Origin of the sequence: Ruminococcus flavefaciens ND2009, assembly GCF_000621785.1 — a bacterium.
Lineage (GTDB): Bacteria > Bacillota > Clostridia > Oscillospirales > Ruminococcaceae > Ruminococcus > Ruminococcus flavefaciens_C.
The window spans coordinates 62,573-84,172 of sequence record NZ_JHXI01000016.1 but is presented as its reverse complement, the minus strand read 5'-3'; the positions used below and the strand labels follow the sequence as shown (position 1 = coordinate 84,172).

General features: G+C 41.0%; 12 protein-coding genes. 5 read left to right on the top strand and 7 right to left on the bottom strand.

The annotated features are described in order from the left end of the window. Positions 1–780: 780 nt before the first annotated feature. The 4 genes from T488_RS18620 to T488_RS0105150 all read left to right on the top strand — a co-directional run bounded on the left by T488_RS18620 (position 781) and on the right by T488_RS0105150 (position 9,419). The gene (locus tag T488_RS18620) at positions 781–4,470 is read left to right on the top strand and encodes a hypothetical protein (protein WP_028519882.1); all 3,690 of its coding nucleotides are present in this window, start codon (positions 781–783) and stop codon (positions 4,468–4,470) included. After that, complete coding sequence (locus T488_RS0105160) at positions 4,470–4,841, top strand: hypothetical protein (protein ID WP_028519881.1); 372 nt, start codon at positions 4,470–4,472, stop codon at positions 4,839–4,841. Before T488_RS18620 ends, T488_RS0105160 begins: the two co-directional genes overlap by 1 nt. A 955-nt stretch (positions 4,842–5,796) precedes the next feature. After that, positions 5,797–8,979, top strand: a complete 3,183-nt coding sequence (locus T488_RS0105155) for an RHS repeat domain-containing protein (RefSeq protein WP_196243273.1) — start codon at positions 5,797–5,799, stop codon at positions 8,977–8,979. A 107-nt stretch (positions 8,980–9,086) separates the two neighbouring features. Further along, positions 9,087–9,419: a hypothetical protein gene (locus T488_RS0105150; protein WP_028519879.1), complete on the top strand. Its 333-nt coding sequence runs from the start codon at positions 9,087–9,089 to the stop codon at positions 9,417–9,419. 821 nt (positions 9,420–10,240) lie between these two features. On the opposite strand, the gene T488_RS17015 is transcribed toward T488_RS0105150, so the two are convergent. After that, positions 10,241–10,627, bottom strand: a complete 387-nt coding sequence (locus T488_RS17015; protein WP_051536316.1) for an IS3 family transposase — start codon at positions 10,625–10,627, stop codon at positions 10,241–10,243. 165 nt (positions 10,628–10,792) lie between these two features. Between T488_RS17015 and T488_RS20325 the strand changes: the two genes are divergently transcribed. Further along, complete coding sequence (locus T488_RS20325) at positions 10,793–10,939, top strand: IS3 family transposase (protein WP_082320441.1); 147 nt, start codon at positions 10,793–10,795, stop codon at positions 10,937–10,939. Between the two features lie 87 nt (positions 10,940–11,026). On the opposite strand, the gene T488_RS0105135 is transcribed toward T488_RS20325, so the two are convergent. From T488_RS0105135 to T488_RS19535, 6 genes are all read right to left on the bottom strand, one after another. Beyond that, positions 11,027–12,064: a HipA domain-containing protein gene (locus T488_RS0105135; RefSeq protein WP_242838301.1), complete on the bottom strand. Its 1,038-nt coding sequence runs from the start codon at positions 12,062–12,064 to the stop codon at positions 11,027–11,029. A gap of 563 nt (positions 12,065–12,627) precedes the next feature. Further along, positions 12,628–14,355, bottom strand: coding sequence for a S41 family peptidase (locus T488_RS0105130; RefSeq protein ID WP_028519876.1), 1,728 nt, complete (start codon positions 14,353–14,355; stop codon positions 12,628–12,630). A 283-nt stretch (positions 14,356–14,638) separates the two neighbouring features. After that, positions 14,639–15,421, bottom strand: coding sequence for a hypothetical protein (locus T488_RS0105125; protein WP_028519875.1), 783 nt, complete (start codon positions 15,419–15,421; stop codon positions 14,639–14,641). 13 nt (positions 15,422–15,434) lie between these two features. Continuing rightward, a complete protein-coding gene (locus T488_RS0105120; RefSeq protein WP_196243272.1) occupies positions 15,435–17,294 on the bottom strand; it encodes a CotH kinase family protein in 1,860 nt (619 codons plus the stop codon). A 673-nt stretch (positions 17,295–17,967) separates the two neighbouring features. Continuing rightward, the gene (locus tag T488_RS18615; protein WP_051536300.1) at positions 17,968–20,367 is read right to left on the bottom strand and encodes a glycoside hydrolase family 11 protein; all 2,400 of its coding nucleotides are present in this window, start codon (positions 20,365–20,367) and stop codon (positions 17,968–17,970) included. A 428-nt stretch (positions 20,368–20,795) separates the two neighbouring features. Then, complete coding sequence (locus T488_RS19535; RefSeq protein ID WP_155267162.1) at positions 20,796–21,569, bottom strand: hypothetical protein; 774 nt, start codon at positions 21,567–21,569, stop codon at positions 20,796–20,798. Between the last annotated feature and the right edge of the window lie 31 nt (positions 21,570–21,600).

Below are 21,600 nucleotides of genomic sequence, written 5' to 3'. Positions count from 1 at the left end.
GAGTGAATTAATACTTCTAAAATGAATTTGCTTATATTTATGGAAAGGTACGCTGCATTAGAGTTTTTTGTCTTTTATTTGTTACATAGTGTGGCAAAAAGACACCAAAAATCAGTAAAAATGAATTTAAATGAATTGCTCTGAAATGACGTAATACAGGCGATTACTTGAGAAAAATATAAATCACAAAAAGTGCTTTAGGTCTCTTCAATTCCCCTCATCTCAAAATCAAGGCTCACAAATGGCTTAAAATAGGCGTTTGTGGGCTCGTTTTTTTGACAAAAAACTGTCAACCACTTATTTTTTTATTTAACAATTAAATCGCTCCGCAGAGTTTGTTTCTCTGCGGTGAATTTTTTGCCATTTTTAGCTCTGCACTTTCTTCTTTCGTCACCTCTTTATCTTGTCAAGGAGCTATATTTATTGCACGCCCCACACCAGGCCAGTGCGCTCTCCCCCGCCGCAGAATTACATTTCACGCAAAAAAATGTCATTTCACGCAAATACGTTGATTTCAGCCTGTGAGATGTGATAAAATATATATGCTGCAATGCAGCGTATACGCAATACCTCTACTCAGTTACAGAAACATCTTCACTTTATTCTTTCTACTGTTTTTTATCATTCATTCCGCTCTTTCGACTTCACGGTATTGTCTATTTTTTTATCCGAAAGGAGGCAGACTTAAACTACCATCCTTTGCTGCAAAAACTATAATAAAAATGATATCTGTATTTTACGCAGCATAAAACAGCATGATATCGGGAAATCGGAGGAAAAATGTTTAAGAAATTATTATCAGCAGTTCTTTCAGCAGCTACCGCAGTAAGCTTTATTCCGCAGATACCTGCAAAGGCAGAGGAAGCCGTTCACTATCCTTATGTTATGTTTGCAGGCTCAGCTGAGGAGGGAGCTATCACTATCAATTCAAATAATGTCTGCATCAATGGCAGTATTGCAACAAACGGAACTATATCCACAACGGCTCAGAACTTTAACGTAAACGGTTCAAGAACCGAAAACGCTCAGGAAACTATGAAGTTCTTCTTCGATAAGATCGAAAGCAGATACTTTACTTCTCATGTTGACACCTACTTTGAGGACTATTTTCTTGAGGACACAAATATCAATGTAAACATACCTATAGAGGCAGAAGGCGATATAGGTCTTACAGGAAATATCAATATCACCAGCGGCATAAAGGCACTTAATGATGTTGTTCTCAGCGGAAACGTAGAGAACTCTCAGGACTCTGTTATTAGTGCCGAAACAGGTGATATTATAATAGATACAGACAACGTCAATCTTAACGGACTTGTCTATGCACCAAACGGCTGTGTGAATATCACTGCTCAGAACCTGAATATCAACAGTGTTATCATCATTGCCGATACTATAACTATAACCTGTCCAAATCTCAATGCAAATTATAACTCTCAGATGGCAGAGTTCATCGGTAATGAATCCGAGCCAATAAATACCGATGATATTGAGATAGTGGCTTACGGTGAGTACGACGCAGAAACAGAAGCTTTCAGTGTATACTGGAACACAACAGTACCCGACGGAAGCTTTGATATACAGGCGTCAGACGACGGCGAGAACTACACTTCAATAGGAACTGTAAATAACACTGACTCCTTTGAGTTTTCATTCACTGAGCCCTTTGAAAAGAAGTACATAAAAGTCATTGAAACTGCAAACAGCGGCAAGGTCGGAGAGTCTGTTCCATTTGTAGTCATAAGCACTGAAAACGGCTATGATATTGAAGTTCTTGACAGTGATGAAGACGGACTTCCCGACATATATGAACTGAAGATAGGCACCGATCCCTACGACCAGGATACAGACGATGACGGACTGACAGATTATCAGGAATATGTCTACACTCAGACTGATCCTCTTGTTTATGATTCAGTAACAGAGGGAGTTTCCGACGCTGACATTGATACCGACGAGGACGGCCTCAGCAATATAGACGAGTTCACAAGGGAAACCTATCCGTGGACTACCGATACAGATCAGGACGGTCTCAGCGACTATGACGAGATCTATGTATACGGAACAGATCCGCTTGTAGCTGATAGTGACGAGGACGGTGTTGATGACGGTTCAGAGGTAAAGCTGGGACTTGACCCCAATGATCCTGCAACAAACGGTGTGCCCGACGGAGAATACATTATCCCTCAGACCATAGCTGCCGATAGCAGTATCCTTTCAACTGTCAATACAGCTGAAAGTCCTTATGAACTCTCAATCGACATAAAGACCAACGGAGACGCAGAAAAGGAACTCACTGTTGACGAAAGCGGCTATTCCGCTGCTATAGAGAATGACGCTATGATAGGAGCAAGTTTCGATGTGGAGATAACAGATACTTGCAATCCTGAGGAAATAGTGTTAAAATATGACATAAAAGAAGGCTATACCGAAAACACCCTGAATAAATTCTCAAGCCTTGAGGAGTTTCAAGGCATAAAGCGTCTCAACGTGTTCAGATTTGATGAGGATGAGAGAATGCTTCTTCCCGTCGAGACCGAATTCGATGTTGAGAACAGCAAGCTCTGTGCAGCAGTAAATGGAACAGGCACATACTGCCTCATGGATATGGAGATATGGCTCGATAACCTTGATGTGGAAATGCCTGCCGAGAATAATGTTCCTGCACCTAAGGCGGCACCCAAAGCTGCTCCCAAGGCACCTTCAGTTCCAACATCTAAATGGGAACCGGAATATGTAAATGCGCCTATTGATTTAGTATTCTTTATTCAGAATGAAGACAGCACGGATTACTGTGAACCTTATTTTGAATCAGAGAAAAATCTGATAGCCCAATTATCGTTATATGCTTTTTCAAAAAACAGCAACGTCAGAGTATATATCATACCATACTATTCTACACACGCAGCGCCTCTCTTAACAAATAAAGGAACCGCATTCAGTTCGGACTATATGACCTTAAATAATACTTTAAACAATTTGAATTATATAACTCCCGGACAAGGCGGAAACAGAAATGCAGTATCTTATTATATAAGACATTCTTTATCATTACGAGAAGATTCTGATAAATTTATCTTTCACTTGATAAACAGCGGCACAGGTGGAAATTTGGATGAAGATAAAGCCGCAATTCAATACGCATATAGCCATCAAATTAATTATTCTCAGATCACTCCGGTAGAAGATTACTTTACATATACAGATTTAATGCACAAAACAATTACAGCCAGAGATGGTCTGGATCTGATACTTGCTGATGACAATTATGAAACTATAAGGCAGCATATTGAAGGACATCTGTCAGCGCCACGCCCTGTATATGATATTATCGTTCCGACAAAATGGAAGAAAATATCGCTTACAGGTGAGCTTATTCCCAATGGAACAACAAACTCCGATACAGATTCTCTTACAGACTGGCAGGAGATCGATGAAGCAAAAATAAAAGTGAATTCTGATAATAATATAGAGCTTCCTGTTTTCTGCATGGCTGATTTAGTGGGACACCTTACAAAATTCAATCAGAACGGCGATTATAACTTCCTTGTAAACGATTTTTCTCCGAGATACTATTTGCCTATCCTCTCCGATCCTACCGATGAGGATACGGATGATGACGGGCTGAATGATGATGTTGATCCTGATCGGTTAGTGGTGAATACGCCGCCATTTGGTACAGACGAATACTTTGAAGAAGTTAGGCAAAAGGCTGCAAAAAGCTTCGGCGGGACATATAACCGAACATGGTATGCTGATTTAGGCGGCTTGCTGCCGTTATATATTAACATTCAAAGGGAAAAGGATGTTATCGCAAAAGCTGAATTAGATATTATGATGAAGGACGTAAATCGTTATGAAAAATGCTTATATACCGTATCTGATGAAAACTGGCTCAGGTTCTGCAAGTTTTTCAATGAATGTGTGCAGGAATACGGCACAGTTGACGAAGAACTGCACTATTTCAGACTAAAACTTAATCGTGCTCCCAAGACTTTAGAAGATATGTTAGAAATCATTGAGAATGACAGTTCTTCATGGATTCTTTGCAGCGAAAGAAAAGCTCGCTATCATATGTATGGAAGTGATGGAGAGTACAATGTCAAATTTGTATCGTCTACCCAAAACACAAACAATATGTATGAAGCTATCTATAATTTGAAAGATTTTAATATTATATCAACTACAAATGAAGTGATTGCTGATAAATGTAAATTGATTGATGAAAAAGAAAGTCCCGAAAACATGGGTACATATAATTATTATGGTACTGAGATGAAGGATATATTTCAGAAGCATACTAAATATGATGTGAATACATATATTAAATATGGTAATACATCATATTGTAAGTATATTAAAGGATCAGAAGAAGAAAACTGGAATAGGCACACAAACAATAGCGATGCGATAGCAAAATATAAAATGTTAGACAATTATATAAAATCTTTAGAAAGAGATGAGCAGTAATGAAAAAGAATATTTGTAAAGTTATGTTATTAGTTATAACTTTTCTGATTATTATTTGTACTTTTCCAGCTTTCTTAATTTGTATGTATGAAAGATATGATATGGCTTTGTTTATAAACATCTACAATAAATTCAATTTTTCTTTGGATTATGAATTTAGAAGCGCAAGATATTTATATAATCATGCTTTTGCATTTGTCTCTTTAATTGTAGTTATTATTATTGCGGTGTTTGATATTATTGTTTATTTCAAAACCAAAAGTAGTAGTAAAGCTCGTCTTATTTCGGTAATATATGATATGTTCTTTTTATCCATTGTATTATTAATCTTTTCAAATACATTTTTTGCAGCTTGGATATATCAGTATTAATTATCGGCGAAGAACTGCAGTATTTCAGGCTAAAGCTTAATCGTGCTCCCGAAACTCTGGAGAAAATGATCGAAACAATAAAAAAGACAAATCTTCATGGATTTTATGCACAATTTGGGAAACTCATTATCACATGACAGGTGGTCTACCACCTGTGTCACTAAGATCTTCAACCGGGCTGTCTCACCATGTCTACTAATACCTGTCTATTACAGATTTTGATTATTCTCTGACTGCACATTTCTTGAAAATTCCAGAATTTTGGTTTCTTATTTGTTACTTAGTGTGACAAAAAAAGCTCCCAAAATCAGCAAAACCGGATTTAAATGAACTGCTCCGAAATAACGTAATACAGGCAATTAATTGAAATAACACACATTACAAAAGTGCTTCAGATTTCTTCAGAAAGTTTTCATGTTCTCCTCTTGACATTGTTCCTTTTCTATGGTATTATATTCCATGTAACCAATCCTTGTTTTATAAAACCCAAAATAACAATTTACAAGCTATAAAACACATTCGCCGGCATATATGTGATTTATAATATATTAACTACAATGGTTCAATTAATTTCACAAACAAAACAACTCTAAAAGGATTGAAAAAAATGAAGAAAAAAACAAAAAATCTAATGATTGCTTCAGTGGCTGCTGCCTTACTTTCATCTGTGGCGGCTCCTTACTGCAGTTTATGCACCCCTATTGTCAATGCTGCTTCTAGTGAATGCGTGCTTCAAGCAAACGAGATCAAATTAAACGTAAAAAACGCCAGTGTCAATGGCAAATCTGTAGAAACAACAGAAATATCAGATCTCAGCAACGGAATAATGGCATCAATTCCCGATGCTACTGAAGTTGCGGTTCAAAAAAATCTCGGTGGAGGCACCGTTGAAGTTAACGGAGTTTACAGCTCAACAAATTATTGCATTGGATCAAATGAGATTATTGCAAGCGATATGATAGTTGCGGAAAAGAACATTCAGTTCAATTCTGGCACTATCAGAAGCCAACAAAATACTGTTATCTATTCCAAAAACGGAAATGTTCTTATTAATGCTGCTGATGTAATCTTCAACGGAATTATTTATGCACCAAACGGTACTGTTTATATCAACAGCCATAATACAACTGTAAACGGTAAAATCATTGCAAAAAAGATCGTTGTTTCTTCAGATAAGGCTGTTGTCAACTCCACAAGAGAAGTTGAAGACCTTTTTGAGCAGCTTGAATTCTTAAGAAATGATGAAATGCTTAATGCAGTTGCTTACTACAATAGCGAAAATAATAAGATAACACTTGCTACAAATCTTGATGATACCCGTCTTAAGGCAGGTTACGCAAGATATGACAACGGTGAGTTTGTCAAGGTTACCGAAACAACAGAGAACCTTGTTCGTTTTGATGTAGACCTTTTTAACAATACTGCCGATTTCATGATCGTTATAACAGATAAGTTTGGCAACGAGATTAAGAGTCCTATCCATTCCTTCAGTAAAAATGAAAACGAAGTCACAGAGGTAGTTCTGGATACTGACGAGGATGGTATCCCTGATGGTTATGAAGTGCTTTTAGGGACAGATATCGAGGCGAAGGATACTGACAAGGACGGCTTTAATGATGATTATGAGATCATAACTCTTGGTACAGATCCTCTTAAATTTGATTCAGATTCTGATTTCGACAACGATGGACTGACAAATGCTGAGGAAATGGCTATCGGTTCAAATCCTTTCATCAAGGACAGCGATTTTGACGGAATTCCTGATAAAAACGACGCTTCCCCTCTTGAGGCTGATGACGCTGCTGCAACGTCTGTAAATGAAGAAATTCCTGTTGTTATTGGCGAATTTGACTATGTAAAGCATTATATCAATGAGAACGGCGAAAAGTGCGAAACAGTCTATAACTGGCTTACAGATTCTGTAAAGAAGATGTCTGTCGGTGACAAACAGGTGATTGGGATTTTTGACAGCGAAAAGCACTGCACTGCAATGGTTACGGATACCAATGACACCACTGTTGTCAATACATATACATATGACGGTGATCTCCTCAGTTCTGTTACACATAACGGAAATAAGTATGAGTATACTTATAACAATAATTCGGATTTAACAGATGTCTCTATTAACGGAAACGTTCTTTTCCATACTGATTTTGACAACAATATCGTTGCTGCAGATAGCGCAGGTGATGTTGAAACCGAGTACAGCTACGATGAGAACAATAACCTTGTAGGAATCACAGTTGACGGCGAAGAGGCATTTGCTGTAAATTACAGCGCTAATGGTTCAGTTGATTCTTATGAGGATCTCGTAAATAATGTCACTATCCGCTATAACTATGAGACAGTAGACAATGAAGTTATTCTCAAATCGTTCTTCTCAAGCAATGGCTTCGGCTATGAGTACAACAATAGTGAAAACACATATGAGACAACGTATTCCGATGGAGATACAGTAAAGAATCAGTCAGCTAATCTGAACGGTGATTTATTCGGTAGCAATTACAGCGTAGATATTTCTCTTATCACTGGTAATAGCAATTATGTTACTGAGAAGACCGGAAATGAGAATCTAATAAAGAATATCCTTGTTAACGATGAAAATATCCTTTCCGCAAACTGGAATATCAACGAGTACGGCACAAGAGACATTTCTTATCAGGACGGCAAGGTCCTTGATTATAGTTATGATATGAATGCCAACCTTGCTTTAGTAGAAGAGAATGCAGAAGTAAGAAGCTCTTATGAGTATGATGACTTCAATCAGCTTATACGCGAAAACAATGCTACTGCAGGTATAACTTATATCTATGACTATGACAATTTCGGAAACATTATTTCTGTAACTGAATATGACTTTACAGAGAGCGCCCTTGGTGATGCTGTAAGCCAGACTTCTTTCGGATATGGTGATAGATCATGGAATGATCTGCTTACAGAGTTCAACGGTCAGGTAATAACCTATGACGGCGCCGGAAATCCTATCGAATATCGTGATGGCATGACATTTGAGTGGTGGGCACAGAAGAAAATCGCAACTGTAACAAAGGGTGACGATGTTATCAGCTATACCTACGATTTCGATGGCATTCGTTCATCAAAGAATGTTAACGGTGTTGAGACATTCTTCAACTATGAAGATGGCAAGCTGATCAATTCAAAGACAAATGATGAGACCGTTTGGTTCATGTATGATGAAAATGCTTCAGTTATCGGTATGGAGATCGACGGCGAGGCATATTATTTTGAAAAGAACAGTCAGAATGATGTTGAGCGTATTTTTAACAGCACAGGCGAGCTTATCTGCACATACGGCTATGATGCTTTCGGAAATATAGTATCAGTAAGCGGCGACGAAAATATTGCAAATCTTAATCCCTTCCGATACAGAAGTTATTTCTATGATGAGGAAACAGGTTTTTACTATCTTAACGCAAGATACTATGATCCTGTTGTACGTCGTTTTGTAAATGCAGATTCAGTTGATTATTTAGGTATTAATGGTTCTGCTATAAGCTATAACCTCTTTACTTACTGCAACAATAATCCTGTAATGTTTGAAGATCAGAACGGAAATGTCTTTAAATACAATAGCAGCTATAAGGTTTCAGGTTCGTTTGAGAAGAGCGTTTCCTACACTCCTTCTACATGGAACAATAATAGACTCTATAAGGCTAATTGCTATGCTTACGCTCTAAATATGTATGCTAATGGATTTAATAACAAATTACAGCCAGGTCAGATTTCAGGTACCACTTATGATTTACGTCCTGAAAGCACATGGGAAGATAGCATTATTAATGCCCTGTATGCTGATCTGAACAAAATGAGTCAGCAGCTTAATTATCAGTCAGGTAAATATCTCAGTGCTTGGAACTGGTGGTATGCCGGTCCTGTATATGGTTCAGGTTATGACATTGCTCTTGCTACCGGATATAATTCTTATGGTTATTTTATTGATTATCACTGGTACAGAAAAGATTCTAACGGAAGATGGTCACATAAACCTGGTTATGATACTGTAAGAGACTATGATAATTCCGGTAATAAGATCTACAATCCAAGCACGGCAAACAGAGGTATCTATAATAATTATGTCACTTCATTCAGAATATATAGAAATTCTATCTGGTAATAAGGAACAAGGTGATTTTTTTGAAAAAGTGTATATCATTAATTATTCTTTGTACATTCATTTTCTCAATGTGTGGATGCGGAGAAAAAAATTCAGAAGGTGAAATTATGTCAACGGGTATTAATTCTACAGAGGATGCTAAAATACAAGCAATAGATGAAAACGTCCTTGAATCTGATGGTGTGATTGAACCGATGAATACAAATACTCTTGTAAAAAAGCTCTCTATGCTCCGGAAGGGAACTACACTTGATGAGATGACCGAGATTTTCGGCAAGGAACCTTTTATAGTAAAAGAGACAAATGAAAATATATTCAAGTATTACATTGGAGATATTACTGTCACTTTATGGGGAACGGAACTTTTTCAAGCAACAGTAGAATGTATGGACTCCGTTTTTTCAATTGACCTTGGAATTGCCAAAAAGATCGCTGATTAATTATGCAAAAGGCTTCAAATCTGAACTATTAGTGTTAGATTTGAAGCCTTGCCGTTTTGCAATCGGCTATATATAGTAGTTTTCCGCAAGCGTCACCCATTCCTACCACTTTCGCATAAGTTCAAACAGCGATTACAACTTCCTTGTAAACGATTTGACTCCGAGATACTATTTGCCTATTTTATGGTATTGAGTTCGCTTATAATGAAAAATAAACAAATGAAGCTCCGTCGGGATATGACCACTTATTTTGAGCAACTATATTCAGTTTTTGACGTAGAATAGAGCCATTCCAACCACTTGTTTACCACTTATTTGTACCAAAAGCTGCCAAAAAGCACTTGAAGATGCTAAAAGCAAAATTGTAAAATACCGCGAAATACAGCCATTTTCGCAATTTAGCAAAAATCACTGAAAGTGCTTCTGCTTTTTCAATTTCCCTCGTCTCAAAATCAGGGCTCACAAATGGCTTAAAATAGGCGTTTGTGGGCTCGCTTTTTTGACAAAAAACTGTCAACCACTTATTTTTTTTATTTAACAATTAAATCGCTCCGCAGAGTTTGTTTCTCTGCGGTGAATTTTTTGCCATTTTTAGCTCTGCACTTTCTTCTTTCATCACCTCTTTATCTTGTCAAGGAGCTATATTTATTGCATGCCCCACACCAGGCCAGTGCGCTCTCCCCTGCCGCAGAATTACATTTCACGCAAAAAATGTCATTTCACGCAAATACGTTGATTTCAGCCTGTGAGATGTGATATAATATTGGAATTATCAAGAAATGTGCAGTCAGAGAATACCCAAAATCTTGGATAGACAGGAGTCAGGCGGCGTGATGAGCCAATCCAGTTGAAGTTCTTAGTGCCACAGGTGGGAGATCGCCTGCATTAAAGCTGTTGATCCTTTGCGTATTGTAGTAGCCGAAGATGTATCTGAAGATAACAGTTTTGACCTCTTCACGTTTCATTCTGTATGTAGGCATCTGATACAGCTTTTCTTTTTTAAGTGTGGCAAAAAAACTCTCCATACGGGCGTTGTCATAGCAGTGAGCAGTACCGCTGAGGCTCTGGATAAATCCGTTTGTTACAAGCTCCCTGCGAAAGGCATAGCTTGTATACTGGCAGCCACGGTCACTGTAAAGGACAGTTCCGTCGAGCCTGCCGTACTTCTCACGCAGCTGTTTTATGGTGTCTATCATAAAAATCTGCATATGCCAGGTATTTCAATAATTTCGTTCCTGTATCAAGATACAGTCTCAGAGCCTTAACGATCTCTTTAGGACTATCAAGTTTCATCAGAAATTGATAGAATTCATCAGGAACAGTCTCCTTTATCTGGCTCAGTTTTATTTTATAATACATAACTTAAGCAAGAAATATATTATGGCGTAGTATATTATAGCTATGAAGAACTGAAATCTGCAATAGAACGATACATAAAGTATTACAATGAGCACAGAATCAAAGAGGAACCAGGGTGGATGAGTCCCGTACAATACAGGCTCAGTCTCTTGCATGCATAAAAACAGCGTAGCAGCTAATTAACTGCTACGCTTACATAGTCTAACTTTTTGGGGGCACATCATATTTTTGACGGTCTCCTTTTTGCCTTATTCCATTTTCATTCCGTAGCTCTCAGCTACATCTTCTTCGACATCGCCCTCGGTGGAGGAGAGATCATAGCTTTGTGTATGACTCATCGCCATGCTTTCAACGACTTCTATCCTGTTTCTTACCTCGGCAGATATAGTCTTCGCACGTTCGGTATCAATATACTGAGCCGCCTTATCATCGCTGAACACTTCAAGTATCTCATCTTCGATGCCGTCAAGCTTTGAAGCCTCGAACCATTCAAGGGAGGATACAAGTTTTAACTGTTCGCCGTGTGTTTTTTTGAACGGCTTACAATTAACGCCATTGATTGGTATTCGTGAAGTTAACCTATCATACCAGAGTGACGTTCCGCTGTCAAATATGGGAGCAGCACCAATCAATTCAAGGGTGTTAGCATCTCGCAGAAGTCCGAAGTTATTGAAGTGCCTGTCCTCGTTTGCTATGATATAGTCGAGAACTATCATCTTGTCAAGGGAAGAAACTATATCTATCCCGAGTTCCCGACAGATATTAACGTAGTGAAGGTATTCACTTTCATGATTTGCTTTTGTTCTCAATTGGAGTACTCTCCATGCACTGATGAGTTCAGTATCCTTCGTTACAAAATCCTCGCACACACTGTACGGCTCATCGTTTATCCACGTTACCGAATATGGCACATGATCTATCCCGAGTCTTTCCATTATCTTTGAAGCAATTACTTCATTGAAGGTCTGCTGACTATATGGATTTGAGCCTGATTTCAAAAGACAACGTTTGCCGTCAATGATCTTCCAGCGTTTTTTCAGATTACCGTCTGACGTATTATCCGGTGAACTTAAATCGAAACCTGAGTTTTTACCGTTTGTACCGAACAAAAGGTCGCCGATATCATCTGAAAAATCGTTATCAAAGAAGTTTACGTCTTCCCACAACATATTGCTTTCATACGGCCTTATCCAGTACTGATCCGATAAGCTGAGTCCGAGACATTTGGTGAGGAGCAGATTAGAGCTTGCGATACCAAGTGTATCAAGCATATCTGATAGTCCCATTCTGCTCGCCGGTATAGAACGTCCAGTCCACCACTGATTGAATACAAACCTGTCAATAGTCTCATTTTGGTGCTGCATAGGAACAACTCCCACAGGAAGATGCTCTTCAGATATGATACCCCTGATTTTTGATATTCCACCAAGTGTTTCATCGATATCAATGTCAGCAACCGCTATATTCTTATGCATAAGAGTATATCTCAACGTTCTCACCTCGCTCGCTTTTTCAATTATACAATACATCCGATACAAAATCAAGCATTATCTTCCGCCGGCTGAACCAAGCATCATAGCCTTATATTTCGGTGATTTCGCCATATGAAGCAGTGAAAAAAACGCACCAGAGCTACACTACAAATTACAGTTCGTATATTGAGTTTTGCTTTTAATGCAAAATATACAAAAGGAGCTCCGTCGGGATATGACCACTTATTTTGAGCGACTGTATTCAGTTTTTTTCGTAAGAGCGTAGAGGAAGTCGCTGATGAAATAGCGAACACCTACGCCGAGGAAGTGCAGGCGGTTATGATTACAAAAATATATGAAATATCAGTAATAAATACTCATTCTGCATTATCTTCAATATACTTTACAGCCCAATCCAGTTCATAATCCTGGTTGTCATGGAATATCTTCATCGCTGCGTCGTGATCGAATGGGATATGTACTTCAACAGGGTTGCGGCTTTCACGGTCTGATCCGGTGTCGATGTTAGGCTCGCCGTTTTCGTTCAGGACCAGACCTGTTGGATAATAAACTGTCACAATGCCGCCTGACAAAGCACTTATACCTCCCGTTTCCTGATTGCAGCCGCACGGATCGGTAATACCTGCGACTGTAACATTCGGCAGCTTTGAAAGATACAGCGACAAGCCGTCACCTGCACTGCAACATTCATAATTGGTCAGTGCAACTACTTTAAGTTTTGTAAATTCGCCCGTTCCGTGTATTTTGTGATCGGATACGCAGATGTACTTTCCATCTTTTCGTATTCCCAGTCCCTGACCGTACCAGTCATTGTCCGTCAGCAGATCACACAGCGCTATGGCTATTTCGTCAAAGCCGCCCTCATTGTTACGCAGGTCAATAACAAGATATTCCATTCCCTGTGTTCTCAGATAATTCAGCTTTTCACGGAACATATCCCTTGCATACTTCTGATCACCTGTCAGATAGCCGACATAGTCCTGAAATGATGACCCCATTGTTTCCGCTGTCACTTTGAGATAACCACACTTATCATCGAGCATTTTGGTGCTGAAGTTTTCCTCCAGCAGTTTATCATAATCGATCGGCAGTTCAAGACCTTTGAAAGCAGCCATTGCCTCCATCTTTGTTTTCACGCCGCCCTTGTCGGACACAGTGACCGTATGCTCACTGCCGTTTTTGTCTATGAAAGACACTTCAAGCGTATCGCCGCCCGCAAGGTCAAGGTTCATCACATTGATCATTTCCTCATTAGTCTTTACGGGTGTACCGAGATCCGGAACATCTTCCTCGGCTGCCTGCAAAACGGGCTTGCCGTTCCATTTTGTGATAACAGTTCCGTCCTCTATGCCGAGGGCGTTTGCTGTTTCATCGGCGCATACGGCTATGACCTCGCCGCTGTCCAGCTTAACTGTAGCAAAGCCGTAATCGTGAGGAGTAATGACCGACTTGTAATCCTCGTCATCAAAATCGGCTTCGACCCCGATATGTCCGTCATGCATTTCAGAGCAGAACATCATTACGGCATCAGCAAACTTCCCGGGACTTTTTTCCTTTTCGGCTTGCTTGACCATAGGCATATACTTTTCTTCAAGTGCCGAAAAATCGACTTCTTTCCACTCTTTCAGGACATAGTGTTCGTCCATATCCATCACAAGTGAATGAAAAGACTCGGTATAGCTTTCCCTTGAATGATTGAAAATATTTGGCGAGACCGCACTGAAATAAAAACCGCAAAGGCAGGACAAAATGCCCGTCAGCACAGCGGTTATACGGTAGCCTATCCTGCGCTTTGCAAACAGCATGGGTATCAGGGCAAGCACTGCGATGATATACATCACAAAGAACCCGCCGAGAAATATTATCGGTGCGCCGACAACATATATGAAAGCATGAACACCGCAAATCACCAGCGGCACAAGACAAAACAGCCGCCATAATTGCAGCTTCTTCAAGTCATCCTTCCATATGTGATGAAGTACCGCAAGGATCAGCATAGTGAGCAGTACAGCCGCACACCATACGATATGGGTTACATTAACCGTGGCAAAAATATGGCGGAGTGTATCAAAAACATTTTTCATAAGATACTTCCTCAGATGATTTTTATTTTAGCAGGCAAATCAGGTTCCTGCCCACCACTATCAGTAATTATACATCATCACCGCCAATAAGTCAATCACATATCAACAGAAAGAAAAATATTTTTACATCAGAAAGGATACAATAATATGACCAAATATGTTATATCCGTGTTTCTACGGAACATCAGGAAACAGCTCCGGGAGCGCAAAACTCTCAGAGCTGTTTTATTACATATATATCCGAAACAATACAGCCGTACTTAACGGTGCGTTTCTGACATCTTTATTTTTCGTATGCCGAAGCAAAGTCAAAATGAACAGAGCTCCAGTCAAACTCCTCGAAGGAATCGACCTTCTTGTAGTATGCAGAGGTAATTGTTCCGTCTTCTTCCGCAGACTGAACAAGTATCCTTCCATCATCTGTCATTTGCAGCAGCATTTGCTTTGGAGGAGGCCCCTGCACTGCGGCGGCTTCACTTGCGCCGCCGGCTGCCTGCACACTCTTGGGAGGTCCCACAGGAATAGTTACAGCGGCGTTCAGGACACCGTTTTCAAAGGTATATGTCATAGGAAGCTCAGTCTCATCAGTCCGGGAACCGCTCTGACCTGCTGCGTCCGCAGCCTGTGGAGCACCGCCCTGAGGTCCATCGCTTATGACAACGGGGTCAATGTTTACGAAGTTTCCGCTGCCTTCCTCGGCTATCACAAGATGACCTGTCGCAGACACAGGAACACCGCAGATGCTGTCATAGGCGATGTTGTCCTTTGCCATGACATCGGCTTGCCATAATCCAATGAAGTCCGCTTCAGCTGCGTCTGTGGGTGTGCATTCGGGCATATCCACATAATGAAGGTATTTGGATTCATCATATTCAGCATCAAGATCGAATTCCACCTCCGGCGGACCTTCCTGCGGAGGGACGTTGTTTTCCGTAGTGATTTCGGCAGTCTCGGTCACAGCAGGTATATCTTTAGTTGGAACGCTATTCTTTTTGGAGTCCGAGCAGCCGTATGCGCTGATCGCTATCATTAATGCCGCAACGCCGATACTTATTTTTTTATTCATTGTTCTTACCTCCTTATTCAGCATCCGGATTTATTGCTTGCTGAGCATCAGCCGCTGTTTCGGGAACTGCCTCAGCCGGAGGTCCGCCCTGTACACCGGCAGGAGGTCCGCCCTGTACAGTAAACATACTTGCAGTTCCGTATTTGCGGTGCATGATCTTCACCGCATCTTTACGGCAGGAGGGATACTGTATCAGAATCGGCACCTTGTCGAACATTGAAACAGGGTTTCTGAAATAGGTAAGGATAAGCTTGGCAAAATGCCCGGCGCTCCTGTCGGGGTCTTTGCCGAGATAGGCTTTTATCAGGGGATTCAGCACCTGTGATTGAGGACAGCCTATGATATTGGTCGCGGAAGCCATTTTGTAAAGCTCAAGTCCCTCGGGCTCTATGAGCGTATCAGGATGTTCCTTCTGTCCCTCCCATGTAGAGGGAGTTTCACCGCTTACCTGTTTCCTGTATGACTCAAAACGATACTTCATATACAGATCCATGTTTTTCATGGCATCATCAAACTGCTCCTCGGTATAGAATGTAAGCCCCTTCTTCACATAAGGAGTTATAATGCTCTCCGCCTGAGAGGTCAGTTCCTTATACTGCTCCTCAAGGTCTGTAAGCTCCTTGCATATCTCATGGTACTGCTTCAGATATTCCTCATTGCTTATCCATTTGTGCAGCATAGGCAGCAGCTCGGTTCCTCCGACACGGTTCGGATTATCGATAGGCATATTGATAAGGTCTTTTTCAGCGGGCATGACATTGTCAAGACCGGTAGTCGATGTGTCGAGAGCAATATCTCCGAAAACGTCCCTTATGACCACTCTTGTGTCCATTCCGCCGAAGGATTCATTGTAATCCCACGGTATATAGGAAAGAACACCGTTGTTCTCACAAAGATAGAAGTTCCAGGCGCGTGCCTTGCCCACGATGCTGTCATAGTTGTTCATAAAGCTGTGAACAGCCCAGTACCTCATGAGCTGATCAGTGTCAAGAACTGATAGACTTTCCTTCTCTGTACCGTTGTTCAGCTTGTCAAGACAGTCTATCATGACCGCCTTGTCCTCATCTGTACATTCCAGTTCATCGGAATCCCATATATTCTGATAGGAAGCAGGCTTGTCGTCTATCCAGCGGCAGCAGGCTGCGTCCTTCAGCTCCTCGGGATGCATCTTTGCAGAGATCTCGGTCCAGGGCTCTACACGGTCGGTCTTGTCGAGATCGGCATATTTGTTGCCAGAGAACACCTGCAGCACCGCTTCAAAGTCAGACTGCTTTGCCGCTGCTTCTGATTCAGGCTTGTAAAGGTCAACCTCTGCGTCACCGTAATTTCTGAACGCAAAGCTCTTGTCAACGTCCTCCACCGCCAGGTACAGTGCAAAATCCTCACCGTTTTTCTGCACGACGGTATAGCTGGAAAGCGGTGATTTAACGCCCATATCGTTCATCATCTTATATGCGATATAGTCCTTCATGCAGGTAACATCTGCCGCGAAATTGTTGAGCGACAGCTTATCAAGTCCGTGATAGGTTGTATTCTCGTCATTCTTGCTGAAGTTTATGCGCAGGCCGACACGTCCGCTGGTATGGTCTTTTCTGCCCCTTGCAAAGCTAAGTGAAGAATGTCCCTTGGCTTTCAGCGCAACGTTTTTGAAAAGCTCTCCGTCGATCTCAACATCACATTCCGCATATTCCTTGCTCTCGGAGTTGGCTTCGTCGATCTTCTTCCACTCCTCGTCCGTAATTATGATATTGACAGTATGTACTCTGGTATCATCAAACAACGGAGCATTCACATAATCGCCGGATATGGCTGGTTCATACTCAGCAGCCGCAGTGATAAGAGAACTGCCTGATTCCTGCGTTCCCGCGTACAAACTGCCTCCTGTACCGAAGCAGGTAATTATAGCTGTCGTAAAAGCAGCGACCTTTTTCCTCATAAACCTTGTCCTTTCTCAAATTGAAAATACGACCTCAAAATCTCTGTCCTGACGCGTTCCACCGCATTTGACAGCGATAAACTCCCCGGGCTGTGATATATCGCCGCCGGAGTATCATTGCCGGATTTCCCGGAGGGGGCACATCTTCGATTTGGTTAGATGTTTTTTGTTTTGATATAATGGTATTATATCACAAAGGAAAATAAAATGCAATAGTGTACGTTCAGTAATAAAGAAAACATCGATATAAAAAAAGAAATGGTGGTATTACGTAATACTGCTTGTAAGTATTTTGATGTTATTAATGCTTATTGATTGCTGGTGGATGTTGTATACTTCGGAATAAGCTATTATTATATCAAGTTAGCTTTTAATGAAAAATAAACAAATGAAGCTCCGTCGGGATATGACCACTTATTTTGAGCAGTTATATTCAGTTTTTGACGCAGAATAGAGCTGTTCCAACCACATATTTGTACCCCAAAGCTGCAAAAAACCACTTGAAGCTGCTAAAAGCGAATTCGTAAAATACCGCGAAATACAGCCATTTTCGCATTTCGGCAAAAAGCACAGGCCGGAACATAATTGTCCCGACCTGTGCAATGGTAAATTATAAGCTTTGGATCTTCTTTATAAGGTATTCCTGTATTTTCAGGGCATCACCGGATGTAATGCCGGCTACGTCCTTGTCAACGTCTCCGTTGACCGAGCCCTGCTCTGTAAGAGAATTGGTATCTGAACCGCCCTTGCCGTACTTATCCGGATTAGCCAGAGACTGCATTATCAGTATAGCATCAGCCAGCTCAACTGTATCGTCACAGTTGACGTCTCCCAGCTTGCTGACCGTGAGCTTGGGAACGGTAGTTGTCGTTGTGACTGTAGTGGTAGTATTTGTTGTTGTGGTGGTAGTGGTGGTGGTAGTGGTGGTTGTTGTTTCGGGAGCGCTTGATGATACATATTCATCTATGACTCCTGCAAAGAACTTTCCTATCTTTTCATAGCCTTTTCCGTTGGGGTGAAGCTGATCACTGCCGATATCATTCATACCGTCAAGACAGCCGTGAACATCTGCGAACCTGACATTTTTGCCCTTGGCTGAATACTCATCGGCAACACTTTTTACTGTACTGTTGTAGTTTGCAATCTCAGCGGGATTTCCGCCGTAGGCTGTATGCTCGGGAACAGATGCCAGGAAAATGACGGAGTCGGCTGGCATATCTGCCAGCATATAATCCAGAACTGCACGGAGATCCGATGCACAAGCGTCCATTGAACGGTTAGCGGTCAGATCATTTGTGCCGATCATGAGAAGTATGATATCGGGCTGAGCCTTCTTGACAGCATCGTTGTCTTTAAGCTCGTTGTATAAGCTGCCTCTGCCGCCCTGCTGCTGTCCCCAGCCGGGAACCTCCTTGATCTGATAGCCGCTGAATCCGGCGTGATTGTCATCATAGGTGATACCGTTTGCAGAAGCGCTGTTTTTGCCGTTAGGACCGACCATGTCTATCTTGGTATAGCCCATTTCCGTAAGCTCTTTATAGAGATATTTTCTGTATCCGCCCTGTTCGCCGTCACCGTTGGTGATAGAGTCTCCCACGGGCATGATCTTTATCTCACTGTTCCTGGAAAGCCCAGAGGAGCCTGCTTTGGGGGTAGTTACAACGGAGGCGGTCTCTGAGCCCACATTGCCCTGACCTGTTACAACAGGAGATTTTGTGCCTTCCACAGAGCCCTGAGCAACATCGATATAGAAATCCGAGAGAGCACCCGAATCCTGGGGAGTATCAACGTAAAGCACCATAGTTCCTGATTTTTCTGGGATAGTGAAGGAGGTATTCTCAAGCTTTGTCCACTCACCGCTCTTTACGTCTTCACCGGCGATAGTTGTGTACTTTACATCATCGCCGTCGCCCTGCTGGAGCCCAAGCTGAATGGGAAAGGTCTTGCCCGACTTCTGGAAAACACCGATGCTGAAGCTGTATGTCTCGCCGGGAATGAATATCTCCGGGTCAAGCTCCGCAGCTGCGCCGTTCCACTCTATGCTTCTATCTTTTACTGCTAAAGACTTGCTGCCGTCATAGCTTACATCTGAAGAAACAGATACAACATCATCTCCTCTTGATGACCAGATGCCGATGCCGTTCTCAAATGAACTTTTGAAGTAATTTCCGTTTACATCAGGCTTTCCCGGAGTAACGGGAGTTGTTACTACAGGAGTTGTTGTATCCGTTTCCTCGTCCTCATCATACGTCTCATAAATGGGATAGCCGATAGTCATTATGTTTTTCTTGACATCTGCTCTGCCCGAGCTTTCCCAGGCTTCAACGTTGAGACTTACATCATATAAATTACCCGTCTGGAGGCCCAGTTTCTCCCATGCATCGAAATGTTTGGAAATGTCGACAGTACCGCTTGTCCTGGTAGTTTGGCGGACACTCCAGTACTGTGTGTAGGGCTTGTAACCCTCGATGGTGTATGAGTTGCGGATCACCTTGTAGATGCTGTAGACGCTTCCGTCAGTAGTAAATTTCCCTACAGGGGAGTCTGTTCCGGGAGGACACCAGTTTTTCCAGTCCTCGACTATGTAGTATTCTACAAGAGGATCCTGTGTCCAGCCGTAGACACACAGGCGGGCGTTGCCATTTTCACTTACTGTCCAGTCAACATCGAATTCACAGCCCAACTGACGGTATGACTTGTACTTCTTTGTGCTGTTCAGATCAATACCGCGGCAGGCCAAGAAGTCGCCCTGCTGCTCTGAACAGTTCCACTCTGTGGTAAAGGCGCCGTTTCTGCCGAGGGTCATTGATGAGGTCCGTGCGCTATCCGAAGCCCAGATCTCATAGTTGTAGTAACCGCCGGGACCTGTGCCCTTGAACTGACCTCCACCGTCGAGAGTATATGTCCTGCTTGCGCCGTTTGAATCAAGGGATAAAAACGGCATAGCAGATAAGCTGACGATGGCAGCCGCAAATCCGGCAACAGTTTTTTTGATGTCATTCAATTTCATGTCTTATCACTCCTTTGATAATGGATCACGTTTATGTTCAATAAGCGGTTGGCATTTTCATTGGAGATAAATTTACAAAAGTTATCTCCCGCCATCATATTATATATATTATATACTTAAGCGGAGCAAATGTCAATCTTTTACAGCATAATGAGCAATATTGGTTTTATGAAACGCAATAATTGACAGCTTCTTGACAGGCTGCAAAGGAAAAAACGATCATATTCCTTGTGGGGATACAAATAAAGCCCTTTCATAACCTGCTATTCTTGCGAATTGTATTGAATGTTTTTACAGGCAATGGTTTAATGAAAAAATTTGCATAGCCTTCTCTTGACTGAACAGCTTTGTTTCCTGAAATGCAGCTATATGCGTTACGCCAGGTGAAAACGGGAGCAATTACGGACGGCACAGCATCATGTAACAGATCACAGCCTGTAACTATCCACGTTCAAATTATCAGCAACATTCATATATTCAAGAGGCGAAATATGTTTATACGTGAAGTATACTTTATTTTTCAAAAAATGGATAGCAAGTATTAAAATCACAGGAAATGATATTCCAATTACCGCATTTTTTATTATCAATGAAATCGAATATCCAACACATCCGACTAATCCGCAAAAAACAAAGAAAGAAAATATGTATAATAATTCGTATAATAACGGTACTGAATAATATAATTCACCAAAAAAGCTTGACGAAAATTCACGATAATAAACGTTATAAACCGGATCAGGTTTTGTTGCGGGAACAAACAGTAAAACAGATATTAGATTTACTAACAAAGGAATTGCAGCTAAAAGCCCTGAAGAAACAAACACAGCAATATACTTACTTAACTTATTTGGTATCTTATCATGAATAATTCTTTTATTAACCTTGCCCTGCTTTCTTTCGGCACAGTATGACCAAGTATAAGGTATAACAGATGCAAAAATAATATACCAGAAAAATATTACAGTTGATTTATCATTTTCTAATCTTGGTCCTCCTATCCATAACATATATGCATTAAAAGTCGGTGCAAGCGTATTTTGAGTCAGTATTTCATCAAAGCTTATATGTTTTCGATACTCTAAATATAGATCTATTACTTTAAATGAATATATTAATGAAAGAATTATCCCTAAAACGCATGGAATTATAAAATAGATATTATGTAGAGAGTTATGTACTTCTTTTCTTACAATGTTCATTTTAATGCCCTCAAGTGTAGTTAATTAGATA

Bases quoted from the DNA above. Each gene is read 5' to 3' on its own strand.
- T488_RS0105130 (WP_028519876.1), bottom strand. From the start codon at position 14,355: ATGAAAAATGTTTTTGATACACTCCGCCATATTTTTGCCACGGTTAAT.
- T488_RS17015 (WP_051536316.1), bottom strand. From the start codon at position 10,627: ATGCAGATTTTTATGATAGACACCATAAAACAGCTGCGTGAGAAGTAC.
- T488_RS18620 (WP_028519882.1), top strand. From the start codon at position 781: ATGTTTAAGAAATTATTATCAGCAGTTCTTTCAGCAGCTACCGCAGTA.
- T488_RS0105125 (WP_028519875.1), bottom strand. From the start codon at position 15,421: ATGAATAAAAAAATAAGTATCGGCGTTGCGGCATTAATGATAGCGATC.
- T488_RS0105155 (WP_196243273.1), top strand. From the start codon at position 5,797: ATGATAGTTGCGGAAAAGAACATTCAGTTCAATTCTGGCACTATCAGA.
- T488_RS0105150 (WP_028519879.1), top strand. From the start codon at position 9,087: ATGTCAACGGGTATTAATTCTACAGAGGATGCTAAAATACAAGCAATA.
- T488_RS0105135 (WP_242838301.1), bottom strand. From the start codon at position 12,064: ATGGGACTATCAGATATGCTTGATACACTTGGTATCGCAAGCTCTAAT.
- T488_RS18615 (WP_051536300.1), bottom strand. From the start codon at position 20,367: ATGAAATTGAATGACATCAAAAAAACTGTTGCCGGATTTGCGGCTGCC.
- T488_RS0105160 (WP_028519881.1), top strand. From the start codon at position 4,470: ATGAAAAAGAATATTTGTAAAGTTATGTTATTAGTTATAACTTTTCTG.
- T488_RS19535 (WP_155267162.1), bottom strand. From the start codon at position 21,569: ATGAACATTGTAAGAAAAGAAGTACATAACTCTCTACATAATATCTAT.